Here is an 18,939-nt window from a genome sequence, read left to right as displayed (position 1 = left end):
AGCCCTCGCACGACGTCTCCGGAAAAAGCAGCCTCCCCCTCTGCCGCCAGACCTCCCCCTTGCGGAGAAGATGCCGCCTTTCGACCGGCTCAGGAGGCAGAGGGGGATTGGACGAGGTCTCGACCGTCGCCTTTCTTTCCGCAGCCTGCATGCCCTACAAAGCCCAATGCCCGTTTCGCCCTCCCTCGCCGCCCGCATCGTCGGGATCGCCGATCCCGGAGACCCGCGCGTCGCCGACTATCGCGACATCCGGGACCGCGATCTCGTCGCACGCGGCGGCTTCATCGCCGAAGGCACCGTGGTGCTCGATCATCTCCTGCGATCGACGCGCTTCCGGCCGACCAGCCTGTTCCTCCTGAAGAGCCGCGTCGCCGGCCTCGACGCCCGCCTGTCGCGCGTGCCGCCGGACGTGCCGATCTACGTCGCCGAACGGCCGGTGATGGATCAGGTGGCGGGCTTTGCCGTCCACCGCGGCGTTCTCGCCCATGCAATGGACCGGCGCGCAGGCGACGCGCCCGGCGGGACCGGGGCGGATACGGATCGGGATGCCGGGGAGCCGCGCGATCTTCAGGGGTTTCTCGAAAGCTCGCGCCGGAAAGGCGGCCCCCTCGTCGTCGCCATCGGCCTTGCCAATCACGACAATGTCGGGGCGATCTTCCGCAACGCCGCGGCCTTCGGCGCCTCCGGCGTCGTTCTCGACGCGACCTCCTGCCATCCGCTCTATCGCAAGGCGATCCGCGTCGCCGTCGGCACGTCGCTGACGCTGCCGTTCCATCACGGCGCCCCGGCAGACGCGATCGTCGAGAGGCTCGAAGCCTCCGGCCACCATCCGCTGGCCCTGTCGCCCCGCGGCCGGAGACGGCTCGCCGAAATGACCGGAAAACCCGGCCTCGCCCTCGTCCTCGGCAGCGAAGGAGGCGGTCTGCCGGAGCGGCTGATGCGGCGCGCCGAAACCGTCCGGATCGAGATGGCGCCGGGGATCGACAGCCTCAACGTCGCGACGGCCGCCGCGATCGTGCTGGCGCGGCTCTATTCGGCCGCGTGATCGCGCGCCTCCCGGCGCAGACGCCGCGCGCGGTCGGCCAGCGACGGCTTGGTGGCGTCGCGGCGGCCGGGCATCGCGATGGTCGTCTCGGCGTCGAGGATCGCGTCGAGCGGCGAGCGCGGCCCGTCCCTGTCGGCCGACAGCGCGATGACCTGCGCGGCGAGTTCGCCGAGCTTCTCGCGCAGTTCGCCGTCGCCGAGCGCCTCGGAAAATTCCGGCCGCTCCGGCAGGCCGAGGCTCGCGGCGAGGGAGGACGGCTGCTCCTTCTCGTGGGTCGCCGGCCTTTCGGCGGAAGGCGGCGGCGGCGCCACCTTCTCGGCGCCCCTGCCGTCCGGCCCGGCAGCGGCCGCCTTCGCAGCGGCCGTCGTTTCGGCAGCATTGGCGGCGGTTCTCGCCTCCATCCCGACTGCCTGCCGCTGGGCGGCGGCCGGGGCCCGTCTGGCGGCGGGCGCGGCCGCGCGGGCAGGCCTTGCCTCCGCAGCGTCCTCGTCTTCCGAACTCTCCTCCCCGCCGCCCGACTCATCGGGCCGGCGTCCGAAGGACGGGCGGACGGCCGGACGCAGCCTCAGGCGGCTCCCGGCGGGCGGCTCGCCGCCCTCCGAGACCTCCTGATCGGCGTTCGCGACCGTGCGGACCGCGTGGCCGGCAGGCGCCGGGCCGTGGCGCGCGACGGCCGCCGCGCTCGCCGCTTCGCCGAGCAGCCGGGCGATCTGGTCGTCCCGGTCGGAGACCTGGCCGGTCAGGCGGGAGACCTTGTCGTCCAGTCGCTTGACGGCGTTCTTCTCCTTGGCGAGATGGGCCTCGAGCGAGGCCACCTCGCCGCGCAGGCGCTCCAGCGCGCTGCCGGTCTCGCGGCGCTCGCGCTCGGCCTCGCGGACCGCATCCGACAGTTCCTCGATGCGAACGTCCTGCTCCTCGATCGTCGCCCGGCGCTCGTCGGCGATGGCGCCGAGATCGCGGAAGCGGTCGCTCAGGGCCTCGAGCTCGTCGGTCCGCAGTTCGAGGTCGTTGCCGACGGAACGCAGCTCGCTCTCGAGTTCCTCGATCTCGGCGTCGCGCAGCGAAAGCTGCTCGCCGGCCTCGGCGAGATCGGCCGTCGTGGCGTTGAGCGTTTCGGCGAGCGCGGTGTTGCGGGCCCGCAGTTCGGCGTTCTCGCCGGCGACGCGGCCGGCTTCGGCGCGGGCGCGCGCGGCCTTTTCGATCTCGGCTTCGGCCAGCATCTCGCGGCGGCGCGCGGTGACGGCCGCCTCGGCCCGCACGTGATCCAGGCTGGCGCGGACCTCCCGCACAGAGGCGGGGATGGTCGCGCGATATTCGCGCAGCGCGAGGCGACGGGACCGTGACCAGAACAGCGGCGAGACGACGAGCGCGATCAGCGTTGCCGTCAGGAAGCCGAACACGAAGGTCAGGGCGGTGGCGATCATCAGGGTTCCGGGGGCTCTACGTCCTTCGACCCGACATATAGATCATTCGGCCGGTCAATGCGCGCCCCGGCTGCGCATGTGACGATAAATGCAAGTTCCTATGGTGAATTCGTCACGCACGGCCGGGTGCCGCATGCCGACGGGGGCATGCCGACTGCGGTCCTGCCGCCTGCCGCAGACCGGCCCGAAATGCTCATCGCGAGACCGCGGCGGCGGGGTCTCAGAAGGGGTTCCAGGTCGGCATCGGCGTCAGCTTCAGATAGCCGAGATTGAGGCCGAGGCGGGCGCCGACGCCGGTCTTCACCGGCACCAGCAGCACATTGTCGCGGGCCAGCACCGTCATGCCGACGCCGCCGACGAGATAGGCGCTGCCCGACAGGCCGCCGAAGCGGCCGTAGACCGCGTCGACGCTGGGCAGGTTGTAGACCAGCATCATCGTCCGCGCGCCGTCGCCGCCGACGTCGAAGCCGAGCGACGGGCCCTGCCAGAAGATCTTGCGCTGACCGGCATTCTTGGTGAACAGCGTGCCCTCGCCGAAGCGCAGGCCGCCGAAGAAGGCGCCGGAGGCCTCCTGGCCGAGGATGTAGCCGTTCGGCAGGCCGTAGGTCTGGAAGGCCCGCTCGATGAGCTGGGCGAGGCCGCCGGAGGTGGAGCCGAAGAAGCGGTGGCCGGTAGAGACCACCTCGTCCATCGTATAGCCCTCCTGGGCGACCTGGGCGGCCGCCGGCGGGACCGGCAGGGCGGCGGCGGCGAGAAGGCCGATGGAGGCGGCGGCAAGGACGGTGCGAAGCATTCGGGCGATCGGGCGCATGATCCATTCCTTTCGCGAGGAGTGATCGTTTCGGCGACAAACGCGGTCAAATTTCGCGCTTGTGCGCAATTTGATCCGATCGTGGTTTCCGAAAGCCTAATGACGGGCGGAGACGGCGCGCTTTTCCGCCAGGCTTCGCCCCGGGCGGTCGCAGCGCCCCGCCGGGCGCGGCGCCCGGCTTGCCCGGGACGACGCGCCGCTCCAGTCGGTTGACGGCCCGTCCCCCAGGAATCATGGTCGACGCGAAAACCGGGCGATGATTCGCCTCGACCAGAACAGACGACCAGCGCGCGGACGGTTCGACCATGACCAGCCTGCCCTCGATTTCAGCCGCGGACCTCGCGGCGCTCCTGGCGAGCCGCCTCTGCCACGACATCATCTCGCCGGTCTTCGGCATCCAGAGCGGGCTGGAACTCCTCGACGACATGCCAGGCGACAAGGAATCGATGGAGCTGGTGCGCTCGTCGCTGAAATCGGCCGTCGCCAAGCTGCAGTTCGCCCGCATCGCCTTCGGCGCCGCCGGCTCGCAGACCGCGGCGATCGACCTCAACGACGCCAAGACCGTCGCGGCCGGCTACATGGAGCACGAGAAGCCGAGCCTCGTCTGGGAGGGCGAGCCGGGCTTCGTGCCGAAGAACTGCGCCAAGATCGTCCTCAATCTCGTGGTCATGGCCAGCGCCTCGATCAGTCGCGGCGGCGAGGTGAAGGTCGTCATCGAGAAGATCGAACCGTTCTCCGCCAGCATCTCGGCGACGGGCGAGCGGATCCGCCTGCAGGCGCGCCTCGTCGCGATGCTCGACGGCACCAATGGCGAGGAGGCGTTGGACGCCCAGGCGATCCAGCCCTACTACACGCTGTTCCTCGCCGAGGAATCCGGCCTTTCCGTCACCTACGAGAAGACCGCCGAACGGGTCGTCTTCAAGATCGCGCCGAAGCCTGCGGAAGGGCCCGCGGAAGCTGCCGGCTGAACGGCCGGGGCGACGGGCCGCCCGCCGGCGGCTGCGGCCGGATTTACCGGCGATTGACCAATTTTCTCAACCTTTCGACAGGGTCGTTACGTTACGTTGCGTTGCAAGGCGACCGCGGCGTCGTGGGCTTTGGCCACGACGGGGCCGCCAAGGCGCCGGCCCGGCGCGTTGCCGCGGCCCGTTTTTCCGCAGGACGTCGACCGCCGAAGCCGAATCGAAAGGCAGAACCCATGAAGACCTGTCTGGTCATCGACGAGGCCCCGGTGATCCGCAAGATCGCCTTCAGGCTGCTCAGTCGCGAGGGCGTCGACGTCGACACGCTGGAAAAGCCCTCGCAGGTCCTCGACTGGATCGACAGTCACGGCGCGCCGGACCTCATGGTCGTCGGCGTCAGCGCCCAGGACAAGACGATCGTCGACGAGATCAAGGCGATCCGCGAACGCTGCGGCAGCGCCATGCACGTCGTCGCGATGATCGTCGAGGCCAATCTCGGCCTGATGACCCGGCTGAAGCGGGCCGGCTTCGAAAGCTACGTCTACAAGCCCTTCGACCGCGCCGCCCTCGAGGCGAGCCTCGCGCGTTATCTCGAGCCGGAGACGATCCTCGCCTGATACCGGCAGCCGGACCGCCACCGAAATCACCGAAACCCTGAACTGGCCTTGCGGCCCGTTTCTGGACGTTGCTCCCCCGTCGTCTTGCCGGGCAGCCCGCACCGGGCGATCACCGGTCCCCCCTGCCGCCCTCAAATCCGCCGGTCGCCCGAACCCGCACAACCGGACACCAAAGATCCGAGGCCTGCGCGAATAAGGGCCGGAAAACCTCCTCGTCTGTTCGTCCTTGCCGGCGCGGTCCCATCGTCACGGTCCGGCGACGAGGCTTCCGCATTCTGTCGTTTCATGCCCAAATGCGCATAAGAGTGGCCGGCGTAACCGGTGGCTGCAGAGGTCCATGACGCCATATGAGCAGATGGAACCCCGAGCGGGACTTCGACGTCGACAGATTCAAGGGCGACAACAGGCTGACATTCGTTCCGCAATGGTCCGACGAAGCCAAGGACTGGTGGCGCGAGCACATCTTCGAACCCCACGGCCTCTACCCTGACGAGTTTGCGGACGTTCTGACGAAAAGTGTCCACGGCGACCGATCCGTGACCTATTTCGGGATCTCTCCCGAAAGCGACAGCTTCGTCGTCAAGGTCGTGGGTTCGCTCGGTGATCCCGGTGAGGCCTGGTGGACGGAGCGTGGCCTGGATCTTCGAGGCAAAGCCTTTCATGCGCGGGAGATGGTGATTCCCGAAAGGTCCCAAGGTCAGGGTATCGGCCGCCATCTGATGGGCGACCTGTTCGACATGGCGCTGCGAATGCGCATCGAACGCATCGATATCGAAGCTCAAGACATCGGCAGATACGCATGGATCAGGGCCGGGTTCCTTCCCGACAACACCGGGTGGCGCTATCGGCTGAGGCCGGAAATCCGTGATCGCCTTGCCAAGGCCCGCTCCTCCCTGTCCGACGAAAACTACAGATATTACGAAGCGGCCCTCGACTCCGACGATCCGAAGATCGTCCGCGAAATCGCGTCCTGGGAAGAGCCGGTTCCGAGCAGGGAGCGGACGAGCGGAGGCGAAGCGATCTTGCGCCCGCTTGGCCGCGTCCTCCTCCTCGAGATCCTGGCGGATTGGTGCGGGAGTTTCGACCTGAGAGACCCTACTTCTCTCGAGATCTACGAAAATTACGCGCGAAGGACGCTGCAAAGATGAACGAGCGCTACAGGACGATCAGCGAGGCACGGCGCAACGCCGAACTTCTCGACCGCATTCCGCCGGCCGGCGACGACCCAGCCTTCATCAAAGCGGCAGATCTTGCCTTGGCTCGATTGGGAATGACCGGAAGACCCGACCTTCGGGAACCGGACCCCATCAAGAGAAGGATGCTTCAAAAGAGCAGGACAATCGAGCCGACACCTGTGGAAGCGCTCGCTCCCAGCCGATTGTGGCATGTCCGCCCTCTGAGTGCCGACGATTGATATTCAGCGACACTCATGAACGGCTGCAGCCGCCCATAGGCCGAAGGCCGTCTCCCGGCGTGCCAATTTACCACATACTTGTATCTTTGCAGGACCTCGGCGATCTTTGACGGGCCGCCGCCGGCACTCAGTGCCGGAAATGACGCATGCCGGTGAGGACCATGGCGATGCCGTGCGCGTCCGCCGCGGCGATCACCTCGTCGTCGCGCATCGAGCCGCCCGGCTGGATCACCGCCGTGGCGCCGGCCTCGACGGCCGAGAGCAGCCCGTCGGCAAAGGGGAAGAAGGCGTCGGAGGCGACCACCGAGCCGATCGTCGCGGAGCGGTCCGCCCCGGCCGCCTGTGCGGCGTCCTCAGCCTTGCGCGCCGCGATGCGGGCCGAATCGACCCGGCTCATCTGTCCGGCGCCGATGCCGACCGTCGCCCCGCCCTTGGCATAGACGATGGTGTTCGACTTCACGTGCTTGGCGACCCGGAAGGCAAAGCGCATGTCCGCAAGTTCCGCCTCGTTCGGCGCCCGCTTCGTGACCACCTTGAGATCGAGATCCTCGACCACCCCGGCATCGCGCGACTGCATGAGAAAGCCGCCGGCGACCGACCGGAAGGTCCGGCCTGCGGCGCGCGGGTCCGGCAGCCCGCCCGTCAGAAGCAGGCGCAGGTTCTTCTTCTTCGCGACGATGGCGATCGCCTCGTCGTCGGCCTCCGGCGCGATGATGACCTCGGTGAACACCTTGACGATCTCGCCTGCTGCTGCGGCGTCGAGACGCCGGTTGAGCGCGACGATGCCGCCGAAGGCCGAGACAGGGTCGCAGGCGAGCGCCGCGTGATAGGCGCCGGCGAGGTCGCCGGCCTCGGCGACGCCGCAGGGATTGGCGTGCTTGATGATCGCCACCGCCGCGGTGCGCGCCGGATCGAACTCGGCGACGAGTTCGAAGGCGGCGTCGGTGTCGTTGATGTTGTTGTAGGAGAGCGCCTTGCCCTGGACCTGGCGTGCGGTGGCGACCCCCGGCCGCCCCTCGCCGGTGCGGTAGAAGCCGGCCGACTGATGCGGGTTCTCGCCGTAGCGCAGCTCCTCGGCGAGCTCGCCGGCGATCGCCACGCGCCGGGGCGCCGTCTCGCCGAGGCTCTCGGCGAACCAGCCGGATACCGCCGCGTCGTAGGCGGCCGTGCGGGCGAAGGCACGCGCCGCAAGCTGCCGGCGCTCGTCGAGCGAGGTCTCGCCGCCGGTCGCCCGCAGCCCGGCGAGCACCGCAGCATAATCGGCAGGGTCGACGACGACGGTCACGTAGCCGTGGTTCTTCGCCCCGGCCCGGATCATCGCCGGACCGCCGATGTCGATGTTCTCGACGATGGTCTCGGGCGAGGCGCCGGAAGCGCGGGTCGCCTCGAAGGGATAGAGGTTGACGACGAGGAGGTCGATCGCCGCGATGGCGTGCTGGCGCATCGCCGCCGCATGGGCCGCGTCGTCGCGGATCGCCAGAAGGCCGCCGTGGACGCCCGGATGCAGGGTCTTCACCCGGCCGTCCATGATCTCCGGAAAGCCGGTCAGGTCGCTCACGTCGCGGACGGAAAGCCCCGCCTCGGCGAGCGCTTTCGCCGTGCCGCCGGTCGAGACCAGCTCGACGCCGAGCTCGCCGAGCCCCTTGGCGAAATCGATCAGCCCGGTCTTGTCGGAGACCGAGATCAGCGCGCGCCGGAGCTTGACGCGGTCGGGCAGCGGCGTTGCGTTGGCTTTGACGGACATGGCGGACTTCATCCTCGGCGCTCGATCGCCGTCCGCGCCGCCCGCCCCTGAAGCGGGCGGCTTCGCCCGCCGGGCCGGCCGCGCGGCCGGTCGCGCCCCTGATAGTCGGCCGCACCGCCCGGGGCAATGGCCGCGCCGCGGCGTCGCGGCGCGGGGCGCTCAGAGATAGCGCGGCATGCCGACTTCCATGGTGCGCGACGGCGGCAGCATGAACCGGTCCGGCGGGCGCAGGGCAAGGCGCGCCATGGTCGCGTAGGTCGACAGGATGATCCCCGCGGGCTTGGCGAAGATCGACGGCGAGACCGGCCGCTCGAGGCCGGTGATGTAGACGGTCTCGTCGGGATCGCAGCCGAGGCTCTGCAGCTCGCCGGCGATCAGCGAGGGCAGGTTGATGCGCTGCATGTAGCCGACGCTGACGACGATGCGCGTCAGCCCCTCGCGGATCTCGGTGCGCTGGATCCGGTCCTCCTGCGGCACCCGCGGGATCGCCCAGGTCCGGACCGAGACGAGAATCGTCCGGGCGAAGCGGGTTTCGGCGAGATCGGTGAGTTCGACGAGGGCCCGCGGCACGCTGGCGCCGCGCCTGACAAGGAACACCGCGGAGCGCTGCGTCGTCGGCGGGCGGTTCGCACAGGCCTTCAGATAGTCGCGCAGGCCCTGCTCCTCGCCCTCCTGCAGCTCGGCCATGCGCATCTGGCCGACTCGCCAGGAGACGGCGAGGAAGACCACGGCGGCGGCGAGACCGATCGGCAGCAGGCCGCCGGCTTCGAGCTTGCCGAGATTGGCGGCGACGAAGGCGAGATCGAGACAGAGGAAGAGGACGGTGACGGCCAGCGAGACGCTGCGCCACGCGCCCCCGGCCTTTTCCCTGACCTTATAGGCGAGAAAAAGCGCGGTGGTGCTCAGCATCGCGCCGGCGACGGCGATGCCGTAGGCGTTCGACAGAGCGTCGGAGGAACGGAATGACAGGACGACGAGAGCCGTGCAGACGCCGACGACGGTGTTCACCGCCGGTGCGATGAGATCGTGCGGATTGGAGTGGGAGAAATACTGGATCCGCATCGAGGGCAGGAAGTCGAGACGCATCGACTGGCCGGCGAGGCTGGCGATGCCGGTGATCACCGCCTGCGAGGCGATGATCGAGGCGAGCGTCGCGAGCACCACCGCGAAGGGCAGCAGGAAGCCGTGGAACAGGCTGTAGAAGGTGCTGCCTCCAAACTGGCCGCCGAGAACCAGGGCGCCCTGGCCGAAATAGTTGATCACCAGCGCCGGAAAGGCGACGAGCAGCCATGCCTGGGTGATGGCGCGGCGGCCGAACTGGCCGAGATCGGCATAGAGCGCCTCGCCGCCGGTGACGGCGAGGAACACGGCGCCGGAAATCGCCGAGGCGATCGCCGGATGCTCGACGAGATAGACGATTGCATAATGCGGCGAGACCGCCAGCAGCACCTGCGGCATCCGCGCGATCTGCACCGCGCCGGAGATCGCCAGCATGGCGAACCAGGCCAGCATGATCGGCCCGAAGGCCTTGCCGATCCGCCCGGCGCCGAGAAACTGCGCGGCGAACAGGCCGACGATGATGACGAGGGCGACGGGGACGATGAAGTGATCGAGGCTGGAGGTGATCTCGCCGAGGCCCTCGACCGCCGAAAGCACGGAGATCGCCGGCGTCAGCACGGCGTCGCCGAAGAGAAGCGCCCCGCCGGCGATGGCGATCGCCAGGAGGAAGAGCGTGTAGGGTTTCATGCCGTGCCGTCGGTCGAGCCGCAGCAGCGCCGCCAGCGCCAGGATGCCGCCTTCGCCGGCATTGTCGACGCGCAGGATCCAGAACAGGTATTTCGCCGTCACGACGAGGACGAGGGCCCAGAAGATCAGCGAGAGGACGCCGAAGACGGCCGTCTGGCTGGCGCTGCCCGTCGCGTCCAGCGCGACCTTGAAGGCGTAGAGCGGGCTCGTCCCGATGTCGCCGAAGACGACGCCGAGGGCGCCGACGGTCAGGGCGAGGTCGGGGGTCGTCCGGTGGTGCGACCGCGGACGCGTTCCGGCGTCGGACAGGTCTATGGGGGTGTCGATCATGATCGAACGGCCGAATGGCCGCACTCCGTTACAGGGCGAACGGCGACGGGGCGTTCGGCCCGAACTTGCTTGTTGGTCGATGGTTCGGTGAGTTGCGCGAAAGCGGCATTCCGGCAGATCGCTGGCAGACGCCCAGCCGCGGGCGCCGTCCTGTCGGCGCGCGGCGTCGATATACCCTTTCGTTGCGCGGATCTAGTGATCCGAAAGCCGTGATACGAGGGCTAGAATGTCCGCCAATGCATAAGGTTCACGTAACGGCGCCTGCCACCTTGCAGGGCTCCGCGAAGCTTTCGGCGATCGCGATTAAGGGAGCGTTTCCGGCCGGGCAACCGCGTGCCGACCGAAACGCCGCGCCGACGGCGGTTTACGAAAAGTAAACGGACCGTCCATTTGGCGGCGACGCCTGTCCGGTCGAGACGACTTGCCGGCAGCAAAGGCCGGCCGGCAGCAAAGGCCGGCCGGCGGCGCGGCGGCGCCAGCCTGCCCCGTCCCACGCGGCTCGAGGCGTTCAGGGCGACGTCCGCGGTGCCTCGTCCTGCTCGGGCCGCTGGTCACGTTCGCCGCGCAGCGGGGCGGTTTTGGCGCCGAGATCGTCGAAAGTCCGCGGCAGGGTCGTCACCGCCCGGTTCATCCCGCCGCAGGCCGAGAGGATCAGCGCGGCTGCGATGAGGATGAAAAATGCGCAACGCCGTCGGACCATCGGCCCTCCCTCGGCCCGCCGCATGGCGAATTCGAGGCATGCCGCCGGCTGCCGGACCCGTCTCAGGCGAGGCGCTCGAAGCTCCACGAAACCTCGGGCGTCAGCCCCGGATCGACGGCGACGACGATCTGCAGCGTCCGGCGGGGGCCGGCGCTGTCGGCAAAGAGGATCGAATCCTCGACGACGAAGGGCCGGTCGGCCGAAAAGCGCCAGGTCTGGCCGCGCATCGTCAGGCGGGCGAAACCGCCGAGCGTCTCGACGCTCACCTGCGGATGGAGATGGAAGCGGATGGTCGCCGCGCCGGCATCCTCCTGTCCGCGGCTGCGGCGGGTCGAAACCAGCCTGTCGGTGCCGGCGAGTTGCCGGCCGCCGTCGCGCAGTTCGAGCCGCCGCGTGTGGAGGAGGCCGAAATCGCGCTCATAGCCGTTGTGGGTCGCCTCGAAGCCGAGGATCCGCCCGCCGGCCTCGTCCGCCTCGACGTCCTCGGTCAGCACCTCGGTCGGGCCGGGCACCAGCGGCGAGCCGAGGAAACGGTCGAGATGCGGCTGGCCGGCGAAGCGCGAGGACGACCGGTCGGCGACGGTGACGGTGGAATGGGCGGCGGTCGAGCGGGACAGCCGCCGCAGTTCGATCCGGCCGGGCTGCGGGGCGCCGCAATTGACCACGATGCGGGTCGCCTCGCAGGACAGTTCGAAGGCGAGCGTCCCGGCATGGGCGTTGCGCGACAGCGCCACCGCCGGCGGACAGCCGGTGTCGGCGATCACCACCGCGCCCCCGGCCGCCAGCCGGTGGTAGCCGGAGTGGCGGGCGTTGGCGAGCGGTTCGCCGAGCGTCTCGTCGAAGCGCATCAGCGCCGCCGTCAGAGCCATGTCCGAGGCGCCGGTGCCGTTGAACAGTGCCAGCGTGCCGTCGGCATGGCGGAAGAAGCGCAGCGCCGGCAGCATGCGGTCGATGGCCGAATAGATGCCCTTCGGCACCGGCTGGCCCTGGGCGAGCAGCGTTTCGCGGACCGGCAGCAGATCGGCGAGGATCGCCGCCAGCGCCGCCGGGTTGCGGCTGACATGGCCGCCGTCGGGCAGGATCTGCCGGTCGAGTTCGTCGGCGAGGTGCTGGGCCGCGGCGCGGGCCCGGCTCGCCGGCCCCGGCAGGCTGAGGCTCGCCAGCGCCAGCGCGACGCGCACCGTCAGCCGCGGCAGGCCGGCCGGGGCTTCCTGGGCGATCGACCGCAGATAGCGGGTCTGGGAGGTCAGGCTCTTCAGGATGCGGCGGTAGAAGTCGTATTCGGCCGAGCCGAGCAGCAGTTCGGCATGGCAGAGCCAGGAGATCAGCCGCCGGGCGGCGACCTCGGGCTCGAAGGCCGGGCCGCCGAGGCGGCCGGAGGCAAAGCGCAGCCAGTCGGCGACGAGCGCCCGGGCGTTGCGCGCGGCCAGCGCGTCGCCGACGGCAGCGTGGTGGCAGAGCCAGGAAAAGCCGTGCAGTTCGGCGGAAAATTCCGGCGTCGGCGGCGGTACCTGGAAGATCGAGGCACGGCCGGCCTCGACGAGGCGGCCGGCGAGGAGGAAGCGGCCGCCATAGATCGCCTCGGCGGTGAAGGGATCGCCCTGCAGGAGGGTCGGCGGCACGACGGCGAGACGCTCGGGAGCCGTGCCGGCGAAGCGCAGACGATGGATCGGGCCATTGCGCAGCCTCCGGCGAAGCCGGCGCCAGGCCTCCTGCATCGTCAGGACCGCAATCTGCGGCTTGTCCGCCAAGGACATCGACACTCCCGCTCACTCCCTCGTCGACAGGCTGGCCCGGGCTCCGTCGCATGGCCCGTCCGCCCCGTCGCCGCGGGTTCGGCCGCGGCTTCGTCATCGCCAAGTTTCCGTCAACAGGGTAAATAAATCCTTTCACCCGGAATGACGTTGCGGAATGTGCGGTCGAATCCTTTCGGAAATCAAGCGTTTTCGCGACGGAACCGCGCCGCGAAGAAGCCGTCGAGCCCGCCGCCCCGCCCACTGTCACCGGAAAGCATCTCCGGCGTGGTACGAAGAAAGCCTTCCTCAGAGACGGCGAATGCGAAGTCAGGCAGCTCGGCGGGGGCCACCGGCTCCAGCCTGAACCCCTCCCTGGCGGCGAGGAAGGACGCCGCGACCTCCTCGCCCTCGCGCCGGTCGATCGAGCAGTTGGCAAAGACCAGGCAGCCGCCCGGCGCGACGCACGCCGCCGCCTTCGTCAGGAGCGACAGCTGCAGGGCGGCGAGCTTTTCGATCTCGGCGTCGTCCTTGGTGTAGGCGACGTCCGGGTGGCGCCGGATGGTGCCGGTCGAGGAGCACGGGGCGTCGAGAAGCACCGCGTCGAAGGGCGCCTCGGGCGCGAAGTCCATAAGATCGCCGGCGACCGTCTCGGCGGAAAGCTTCAGCCGGTCGAGATTCTCCCTGAGCCGCTTCATGCGCGAGGCCGACTTCTCCAGCGCCGTCACCAACGCCCCGGCCGCGGCGAGCTGCGCCGTCTTGCCGCCCGGCGCGGCGCAGAGATCGGCGACGCGCCGGCCCGAGACGTCGCCGAACAGCTGCACCGGAAGCGTCGCGGCGACGTCCTGGACCCACCAGGCGCCCTCCTCGAAGCCGGCAAGCGCCGAGATCGGCCCCTCGACCTCCCCGAGCCGGACCGTGCGGGGACCGATGGCCCGGCCGCCGAGCCGCGCCGCCCAGCCGGCGGCGTCAGCCTTCGTCGTAAGGTCGACGGGGGCACGGACGAGATGGGCGGCGGCGATCCGCCCGGCCCGTGCCGCGCCATACTGTTCGCTGAGCCGCTTGAAGAGCCAGTCCGGGCAGTCGCGCCGGGCGTCCGCCGCCTCGCCTGCCTCCGCCGCCTCGTCCGCTCCGGCCTTCGGCAGGCGCCCGGCCTCGCGGGCGATCCGCCGCAGCACCGCATTGACGAGACCGGCGAAGCGGGCCGAGCGCGGATCGGCGGCGGCGCTGGCGACGGCGAGGTCGACGGCCGCGGAATCCGGCACGTCGAGGCAGAGGATCTGCGCGGCGCCGACATGCAGGACGTGCCGCAACGCGGCGGCATTGGGCGGCAGCGGCCGCTCGAGCCGGCCGGCGATCTCGGCCTCGATGCTGCCGCGAAACCTGAAGGCCGCCGTCAGGATCGCCTTGACCAGCGCCTGGTCGCGCGGCGGAAGCTGGCGGAAATGCGGATGGCCGGTCGAAGCATCGGTCAGGCCGTCGAGCGAGGTCCGGCTGGAGACGACCGCCGACAGCAGCCGCGCGGCGACCTGGCGGGCGAAGAGGCCGGGGCGCTCGTCGCCGGCCGGCCGGCCGCCCGCGCCTTCCCCGCCGCCCTTGCCGGTCGGCCTCGCCCGGCTCTTGTGCTCACCCGCGGCCCGGCCCTGCTGCGGCCGGGGCGGCTTCGGCCCGCTCAACCCCACGGTCCGCGGCGCGTCGGCCGGCGCCCGCCGCCGGTCCCGCCGAAGGGGCCGCGCCGGTCGCCCCCGCCGGCCGCCTCGTCCTCGTCGGGGTCGTAGGGCCGCCCGTCCCAGGGCCCTGCCCTGCCGCGGCTTAGCCTGCCGTCCGCCGACCGGAGGCCGGCATCGGCGGAGCGGACCTCGCGTCCAGCCGCACCGCCGGGCGCCGCATCGCCGATGCGTTCCGGCCGCCGGTCGCCGAGCGTTACCGCGCCGGTCTCGCCGGCAAGCTCGCGCAGCGCCGCAATGCGGTTCTCGGTCGCCGGATGGGTGGAGAAGAGATTGTCCATGCGCTGGCCGCTCAGCGGATTGACGATGAACATGTGGGCGGTGGCGGGATTGCGCTCGGCGCCGTAATTCGGCAGCCGCCGCGCCGCGCCGGCGATCTTGCCGAGCGCCGAGGCGAGCCACAACGGCGCGCCGCAGATCTCGGCGCCGCGCCGGTCAGCCTCGTATTCCCGCGTCCGGCTCACCGCCATCTGCACCATCATCGCGGCGAGCGGCGCGACGATGATGGCGAGGAGCACGCCGACGAAGCCGAGCGGGTTGTTGTTGTCGCGATTGCCGCCGAAGAAGAAGCCGAAATTCGCCAGCATCGAGATCGCCCCGGCGAGCGTCGCGGTGATCGTCATGGTCAGGGTGTCGCGATGTTCGACATGGGCGAGTTCGTGCGCCATGACGCCGGCGACCTCCTCGGGCGAAAGACTCTGGAGAAGGCCGGTGCTCGCCGCGACGGCGGCGTTTTCGGGGTTGCGGCCGGTGGCGAAGGCGTTCGGCTGCTCGCTGTCGATGACGAAGACCCGCGGCATCGGCAGGCCGGCCCGCGCTGCGAGCCCCTCGACGATCCGGTAGAATTCCGGCGCGGTGCGCGCGTCGACCTGTCGCGCGCCGTACATCCTGAGCACCATCTTGTCGCCGTTCCAATAGGCGAAGAGATTCATGCCGAGGGCGAAGACGAGCGCGATCAGCATGCCGCCGCGCCCGCCGATCAACAGGCCGACGCCCATGAAGAGCGCGGTGAGGAAGGCGATCAGCATCGCCGTCTTGATCATGTTCATGGGGGCCTCGAAGGAAACTCCAACAGCGGGGCCGAGCCCGCCCGATCGCCTGAAATCTGGGGCCTTGCCGGCCGCGCTTCAATGTCCTGCCCGAGCGCCCGGCGCGGCGCCGCGGCAGGCGGCGAAAACCGGCCGATCGCGTCGCGGCTCGAAACATCGCCGGGCAGCCGCCGGAGCCTCGGGCGCGCCGGCGAGTTGTTCGGTCTCACGCCGCGCCGCTTTTTTCCGGCGCGCCGCGTCCCGCATCGAAGGAGCACCCGCCCATGGCACGCTATCGACGCCTCGAGGGCAAGCGCGAGGAAGGCCAGATCGTCGTCCGGCTGGTGAAGGAGGGCGACATGGTGAAGGCCCTGATCATCGGCCACGAGGCGACCGGCGACATCGCCGAGCCGACGATCTTCCCCAGCGAGGAGATGGACCCGGAACAGGCCTTCCGTACCGTCGAGAACCAGCGCGAAATGCTCGGCGACACCGAGGTGCTGGTCGAGATGGAGGTCGGCGTCGACTGGGACCCGCGCTGGGGCGAGCTCGTGCCCTGACGCTCCGGCGCACGGGGGTGCGCGGGCGGCACCGGCACCGGCGACGGGCAAGCTCCGCCCCGCCCTTTGGCCCGCGGCCGACACCGCCTATCTTGGGGCATGGCGGATCGAAGATACGAAGGGCGAGGCGCAGGATGAGCAGCAATGACCAGACCGGCCGGAACGACCCGGCGCCGGCCCCCGGCGGCGGGAAGGCGGCGATGCGGCTGTCGTCGGCGCAGCCGGCCGGCCGGGTCGGGCGTGCCCTGACGCCCGCCGCCGAACGCGCCCTCGCCGAGGCCGAGGAACGGCGGCGGCAGCGCGGCGCCGAAACGATCCGTCCCGGCGACCTGCCGCGCGAGGTCAACGGCCGCGACGGGCCGGAGCCGATCCGCTACGGCGACTGGGAGAAGAACGGCATCATCTCGGACTTCTGAGCGCCGGCAATCCGAGAGCAGCGCCATGCAACCATTTCTTGTAGGCGCATGATCCTAAAACGACAGCGATTCCCGCCGCCCGCTTCCCGACCCCTTCCATGATCGCTTCGCCGGCTCCGCTCCCGAAGCCGTGAATCGTCGCGGCTTGCCGGAGTGATCCACTTTCCGTACATAGGAAGATGTTCATAGTCGGAGCATCAATCCGTTGCGCGGCCTCGCCATCTCTGCACTCATCGGCTGCATCGCCTGCGCCGCCGCCGCGAGGCCGGCCGCGGCGGGCGAGGAGGACTATCAGCGCGCCATCGACGGGCCGGTGGCCGCCAGCGTCGTCAAGGTGCGCGACGGCGACACGGTCGAGGTCGAGGCCTTCGTCTGGCCGATGCAGAGCGTCCATGTGGCGGTGCGCCTGCGCGACATCGACGCGCCGGAAAAACGCGGGCATTGCGAGGCCGAAAAGGCCGCGGCCGCCCGCGCCACGGCGCGGCTCGGCCAGCTCGTCGAAGGCGGCGAGGTGTTTCTTTCGGAAATTTCCGGCGACAAGTATTTCGGCCGCGTCCTGGCGCGGCTTTCGGTCCGCGGCAACGACGACCTCTCGCGCACGCTCCTGAAGGAGGGGCTCGTCGCCCCCTATCGCGGCGGCAGGCGGCGCGACTGGTGCAGCGGCGCGAAGCTCGGCGATATGGATGCGCCCCGGGCGCCAGACACCGACCTCGCCGCCCGCTGAGCGGGCGATCCGCTTTTCGACAAGGTCCGCCGGCGAAGCTTCGGCAGCCTCCCCCCGCCCGCCGCTTCGGCCCGCCGCCCGGTCAGTCGTAGCCGTGGCCGGCCCGCAGGCCCTCGCGCACCCGGTGGGCGATCTGCAGGAATTGCGGCGTGTCGCGGATGTCGAGCGGGCGGTCCGGCCCGAGGTCGCAGTCGATGATCTCGTGGATGCGGCCGGGCCGCGGGCTCATCACCACGATGCGCGTCGACAAGAACACCGCCTCGGGGATCGAATGGGTGACGAAGACGATGGTCTTGTCGGTCTTTGCCCAGAGCTTCAGGAGTTCCTCGTTGAGATGGTCGCGGACGATCTCGTCGAGCGCGCCGAAGGGCTCGTCCATCAGGAGGAGGTCGGGATCGAAGCTGAGGGCCCTGGCGATCGAGGCGCGCTGCTGCATGCCGCCGGAGAGCTGCCAGGGAAACTTCCTGCCGAAGCCGGAAAGCCCGACGAGGTCGAGCCCGGCTTCGACGCGGCGCCGCCGCTCGGCCGCGTCGACGCCCATGATCTCCAGCGGCAGGGCGATGTTCTTCTCGATGCTCCGCCAGGGATAGAGCGCCGCCGCCTGGAACACGTAGCCATAGGCGCGGGCGCGCCGCGCCGCGTCCGGCGACATGCCGTTGACGGTGATCGTCCCGCCGGTCGGCCGTTCGAGATCGGCGACGACGCGCAAAAGCGTCGTCTTGCCGCAGCCGGACGGGCCGATCAGCGAGACGAACTCGCCGCGGCGAATCGAAAGGTCGACGTCCTTCAGCGCGTGGACCGGCGCGTCGGCGGTGGAAAAGACGAGGTTCAGCCCCCTCGCCTCGATGACCGGCGACCCTCCTGCGGCATCCCGGCGCGTGCTATCCTCCATCATGGGAGAAAGCGACGCTTCCCGGGACGACGATGGGAGACTTTTCGATGGACGCATCCTCAAATCCTTCGAATGCCGAGGCCGACTGCCGGCTCATAAGGCCCGCTTCGACCTATGACGGCAAGCAGGGCTTCAGCTATTTCGAGGGGATCGCCAGGCAGACCGCCGGCTCGACCGGCATCTGCATGCATCTGCTGACGATCCCACCGGGCGGCCGGGCGAAGGCGCATCTCCACGAGAGCCACGAGACGGCGATCTACGTGATCAGCGGCGTCTCGGGAACCTGGTACGGCAAGGATCTCGAACGCCACGCCGTGGTCGCCGCCGGCGACCTCTTCTACATCCCGGCCGGCATGCCGCACCTTCCCTACAATGCCGGGACGGAGCCCTGCGTCGCGGTGATCGCCCGGACCGATCCGAACGAGCAGGAAAGCGTGGTGCTGCGTCCGGATCTCGAGGCGAAGGTTCCGGCGACGCCGCCCGCCGCCTGAACGGCACGGAGCGAGACCCGCGGGCCAAGAAAAGAGCGGCCAGGACGGGGGAAACAAGGCAAAGGGCCGCGTCGCGGGGCCCGGCACGCGCCGGATGACGGGCAGGGACAGACCGGGCGGCCCGGCAGGACGCATCGTCGGTCGACGCTTTCGGGGAAGACGCGCATGTCGCCTGGTCAGATTTTCGGCCTTTCGGCCCTCGCTTTGGTGTTCGGGACGATCCTCGCCGGCTTCCTGCGGCCGCGCGGCCGGAAGCGGCGGCTCGCCCGCGGCGGCGACACGACGAGTGCCGGCATTGCGGGCGACGGCGGGTGGTTCGCCGCGAGCGGCGACGCCTGCGGCCCGGACGGCGGCAGCGACTGCGGCGGCGGGGATGGAGGCGGCGGCGACTGATACGAGATCCGCTCGATCAGAGCGGGGCTCGTATCAAGCCCGCGCGGCGAATGAGCGTCGTTGTTTCCGGCATCACGAAGTGATCTGCCGGAAGCCGTATGAGGAGGTGCTCCGCCCGCGGCGAGCCGCACGGCTTTTGCCGCGGCCGGCCTGCAGATACCATCGCCTGAAACCGCAGGGAG

The 18,939-nt window shown here is 70.0% G+C and carries 19 protein-coding genes; 10 read left to right on the top strand and 9 right to left on the bottom strand.

Translation table 11 applies throughout. The features are described 5' to 3' along the window. Positions 1-166 precede the first annotated feature (166 nt). Entirely contained in the window at positions 167-1,045 is an 879-nt protein-coding gene (locus J1C47_RS18015) for a TrmH family RNA methyltransferase (protein ID WP_207352175.1), read from the top strand. On the opposite strand, the gene J1C47_RS18010 is transcribed toward J1C47_RS18015, so the two are convergent. Both J1C47_RS18010 and J1C47_RS18005 read right to left on the bottom strand, forming a co-directional pair. Next, the gene (locus J1C47_RS18010; RefSeq protein WP_207352174.1) at positions 1,030-2,469 is read right to left on the bottom strand and encodes a coiled-coil domain-containing protein; all 1,440 of its coding nucleotides are present in this window, start codon (positions 2,467-2,469) and stop codon (positions 1,030-1,032) included. The genes J1C47_RS18015 and J1C47_RS18010 overlap by 16 nt on opposite strands. A gap of 220 nt (positions 2,470-2,689) precedes the next feature. Beyond that, a complete protein-coding gene (locus J1C47_RS18005) occupies positions 2,690-3,280 on the bottom strand; it encodes a DUF1134 domain-containing protein (protein ID WP_207352173.1) in 591 nt (196 codons plus the stop codon). A 305-nt stretch (positions 3,281-3,585) separates the two neighbouring features. Between J1C47_RS18005 and chpT the strand changes: the two genes are divergently transcribed. From chpT to J1C47_RS17985, 4 genes are all read left to right on the top strand, one after another. Next, positions 3,586-4,248, top strand: a complete 663-nt coding sequence (gene chpT, locus J1C47_RS18000) for a histidine phosphotransferase ChpT (RefSeq protein ID WP_207352172.1) — start codon at positions 3,586-3,588, stop codon at positions 4,246-4,248. A gap of 230 nt (positions 4,249-4,478) precedes the next feature. Next, complete coding sequence (locus J1C47_RS17995; protein ID WP_207352171.1) at positions 4,479-4,859, top strand: response regulator; 381 nt, start codon at positions 4,479-4,481, stop codon at positions 4,857-4,859. Positions 4,860-5,206: 347 nt separating this feature from the next. Further along, positions 5,207-6,007 carry a hypothetical protein gene (locus J1C47_RS17990; RefSeq protein ID WP_207352170.1) on the top strand — a complete coding sequence of 267 codons (801 nt, stop codon included), beginning with the start codon at positions 5,207-5,209 and terminating at the stop codon, positions 6,005-6,007. Further along, the gene (locus tag J1C47_RS17985) at positions 6,004-6,273 is read left to right on the top strand and encodes a hypothetical protein (protein WP_207352169.1); all 270 of its coding nucleotides are present in this window, start codon (positions 6,004-6,006) and stop codon (positions 6,271-6,273) included. Before J1C47_RS17990 ends, J1C47_RS17985 begins: the two co-directional genes overlap by 4 nt. A 127-nt stretch (positions 6,274-6,400) precedes the next feature. Here the strand turns inward: J1C47_RS17985 and purH are convergent, their stop codons facing one another. The 6 genes from purH to htpX all read right to left on the bottom strand — a co-directional run bounded on the left by purH (position 6,401) and on the right by htpX (position 15,302). Next, entirely contained in the window at positions 6,401-8,017 is a 1,617-nt protein-coding gene (gene purH, locus J1C47_RS17980) for a bifunctional phosphoribosylaminoimidazolecarboxamide formyltransferase/IMP cyclohydrolase (protein WP_207352168.1), read from the bottom strand. 159 nt (positions 8,018-8,176) lie between these two features. After that, positions 8,177-10,093 (bottom strand): KUP/HAK/KT family potassium transporter, encoded by a 1,917-nt coding sequence (locus J1C47_RS17975; RefSeq protein ID WP_207352167.1) that lies wholly within the window; start codon positions 10,091-10,093, stop codon positions 8,177-8,179. Between the two features lie 508 nt (positions 10,094-10,601). Continuing rightward, on the bottom strand, positions 10,602-10,793 hold the full coding sequence (locus tag J1C47_RS17970; protein ID WP_207352166.1) for a hypothetical protein: 192 nt from the start codon (positions 10,791-10,793) through the stop codon (positions 10,602-10,604). 62 nt (positions 10,794-10,855) lie between these two features. Then, positions 10,856-12,550 (bottom strand): heparinase II/III family protein, encoded by a 1,695-nt coding sequence (locus J1C47_RS17965; protein ID WP_245396656.1) that lies wholly within the window; start codon positions 12,548-12,550, stop codon positions 10,856-10,858. 179 nt (positions 12,551-12,729) lie between these two features. After that, entirely contained in the window at positions 12,730-14,202 is a 1,473-nt protein-coding gene (locus J1C47_RS17960; protein ID WP_207352164.1) for an RsmB/NOP family class I SAM-dependent RNA methyltransferase, read from the bottom strand. Beyond that, positions 14,199-15,302 (bottom strand): zinc metalloprotease HtpX, encoded by a 1,104-nt coding sequence (gene htpX / locus J1C47_RS17955; protein ID WP_207352163.1) that lies wholly within the window; start codon positions 15,300-15,302, stop codon positions 14,199-14,201. The genes J1C47_RS17960 and htpX overlap by 4 nt, the downstream gene beginning before the upstream one ends. A gap of 263 nt (positions 15,303-15,565) precedes the next feature. On the opposite strand from htpX, the gene J1C47_RS17950 reads away from it, so the two are divergent. From J1C47_RS17950 to J1C47_RS17940, 3 genes are all read left to right on the top strand, one after another. After that, a complete protein-coding gene (locus tag J1C47_RS17950) occupies positions 15,566-15,841 on the top strand; it encodes a hypothetical protein (protein WP_207352162.1) in 276 nt (91 codons plus the stop codon). Positions 15,842-16,041: 200 nt separating this feature from the next. Beyond that, on the top strand, positions 16,042-16,257 hold the full coding sequence (locus J1C47_RS17945) for a DUF1674 domain-containing protein (RefSeq protein ID WP_207352216.1): 216 nt from the start codon (positions 16,042-16,044) through the stop codon (positions 16,255-16,257). Positions 16,258-16,462: 205 nt separating this feature from the next. Continuing rightward, on the top strand, positions 16,463-16,981 hold the full coding sequence (locus J1C47_RS17940; RefSeq protein WP_245396650.1) for a thermonuclease family protein: 519 nt from the start codon (positions 16,463-16,465) through the stop codon (positions 16,979-16,981). An 82-nt stretch (positions 16,982-17,063) separates the two neighbouring features. Here the strand turns inward: J1C47_RS17940 and J1C47_RS17935 are convergent, their stop codons facing one another. After that, complete coding sequence (locus J1C47_RS17935; protein WP_425354575.1) at positions 17,064-17,873, bottom strand: ABC transporter ATP-binding protein; 810 nt, start codon at positions 17,871-17,873, stop codon at positions 17,064-17,066. A gap of 47 nt (positions 17,874-17,920) precedes the next feature. Here J1C47_RS17935 and J1C47_RS17930 point away from each other — a divergent pair, with 47 nt between their 5' ends. Both J1C47_RS17930 and J1C47_RS17925 read left to right on the top strand, forming a co-directional pair. Next, positions 17,921-18,364 (top strand): cupin domain-containing protein, encoded by a 444-nt coding sequence (locus tag J1C47_RS17930; protein WP_207352160.1) that lies wholly within the window; start codon positions 17,921-17,923, stop codon positions 18,362-18,364. A 165-nt stretch (positions 18,365-18,529) separates the two neighbouring features. After that, a complete protein-coding gene (locus J1C47_RS17925; protein WP_207352159.1) occupies positions 18,530-18,757 on the top strand; it encodes a hypothetical protein in 228 nt (75 codons plus the stop codon). The last annotated feature ends 182 nt before the right edge of the window (positions 18,758-18,939 follow it).

The organism is Jiella sonneratiae, assembly GCF_017353515.1.
Lineage (GTDB): Bacteria > Pseudomonadota > Alphaproteobacteria > Rhizobiales > Rhizobiaceae > Jiella > Jiella sonneratiae.
Note: the sequence above shows the minus strand (reverse complement) of the source record. Positions and strands in the feature narration are given on the sequence as shown.